The sequence below is a fragment of the Actinomycetospora rhizophila genome (assembly GCF_042657905.1).
GTDB lineage: Bacteria > Actinomycetota > Actinomycetes > Mycobacteriales > Pseudonocardiaceae > Actinomycetospora > Actinomycetospora rhizophila.
Genome location: NZ_JBHSKG010000041.1, coordinates 1 through 1,081, shown reverse-complemented (window position 1 = coordinate 1,081; position 1,081 = coordinate 1). Strand labels below are relative to the sequence as shown.

1 protein-coding gene is annotated in these 1,081 nt (G+C 68.2%); it reads left to right on the top strand.

Annotated elements, in window-relative coordinates; all coding sequences use genetic code 11:
• Positions 1-47: 47 nt before the first annotated feature.
• Positions 48-1,081 (top strand): IS630 family transposase (locus ACFPK1_RS33000; RefSeq protein ID WP_378025162.1); only part of this gene is annotated, 1,034 nt, incomplete at its 3' end.

Below are 1,081 nucleotides of genomic sequence, written 5' to 3'. Positions count from 1 at the left end.
CTAGTGTCCTGAGTCGGAAGTTCGGCAGCGGTTGTTAGGTTCGAGGTATGGCTCGTGGACCTGCGCCGGTGGCGATCGTGCTCTCCGAGGACGAACGGGAGCAGTTGGAGTCCTGGGCGCGGCGGCGGACCAGCGCGGCCGGTTTGGCCATGCGCAGTCGGATCGTGCTGGCCGCGGCTGAGGGCGGTTCCAACACCGAGATCGCCGCGCGACTCGAGCAGCACCGCAACACCGTGGCTCGGTGGCGTCGACGGTTCCTCGAGCACCGTCTCGACGGGTTGGTCGACGAGGCCCGCTCGGGCCGGCCGCGCACCGTCGACGACGCGGCGGTCGAGAGGCTGATCACCGAGACCCTGGAGAAGGCGCCGCGCAACGCCACGCACTGGTCGAGCAGGTCGATGGCGGCGCATCTGGGGATGTCGCAGACCACGGTCTCGCGGGTCTGGCGGGCGTTCGGTCTCGCTCCGCACAAGTCCGAGACCTGGAAGCTGTCGAAGGACCCGCTGTTTACCGACAAGGTCCGCGACGTCGTCGGGCTCTACCTCGACCCGCCCGAACGTGCGGTGGTGCTCTGCGTGGACGAGAAGACCCAGGTTCAGGCGCTCGACCGCACCGCGCCGACCTTCCCGATGCTGCCCGGTACTCCCGAGCGGGCCAGCCACGACTACGTCCGTCACGGCACCTCGAGCCTCTACGCCGCGCTGGACCTGACCACCGGGAAGGTGATCGGCTCGCTGCACGCACGCCATCGCGCGGTCGAGTTCGGCAAGTTCCTGCGCAAGATCGACGCCGAGGTCCCCGACGCCCTCACCGTCCATCTCGTGCTCGACAACGCCTCGACCCACAAGACCCCGTCGATCAAGCGCTGGCTGGCCGCGCATCCGCGGTTCGTCCTGCACTTCACCCCGACCAGCTCGTCGTGGCTCAACCTCGTCGAACGTTGGTTCGCTGAGCTGACCACCAAGAAGCTGCAACGCTCGGCGCACCGCTCGGTGTCCGCGCTCAACGCCGATATCCGCGCCTGGATCAAGGCCTGGAACGACGACCCCAAGCCCTACGTCTGGACCAAGACCGCCGACGA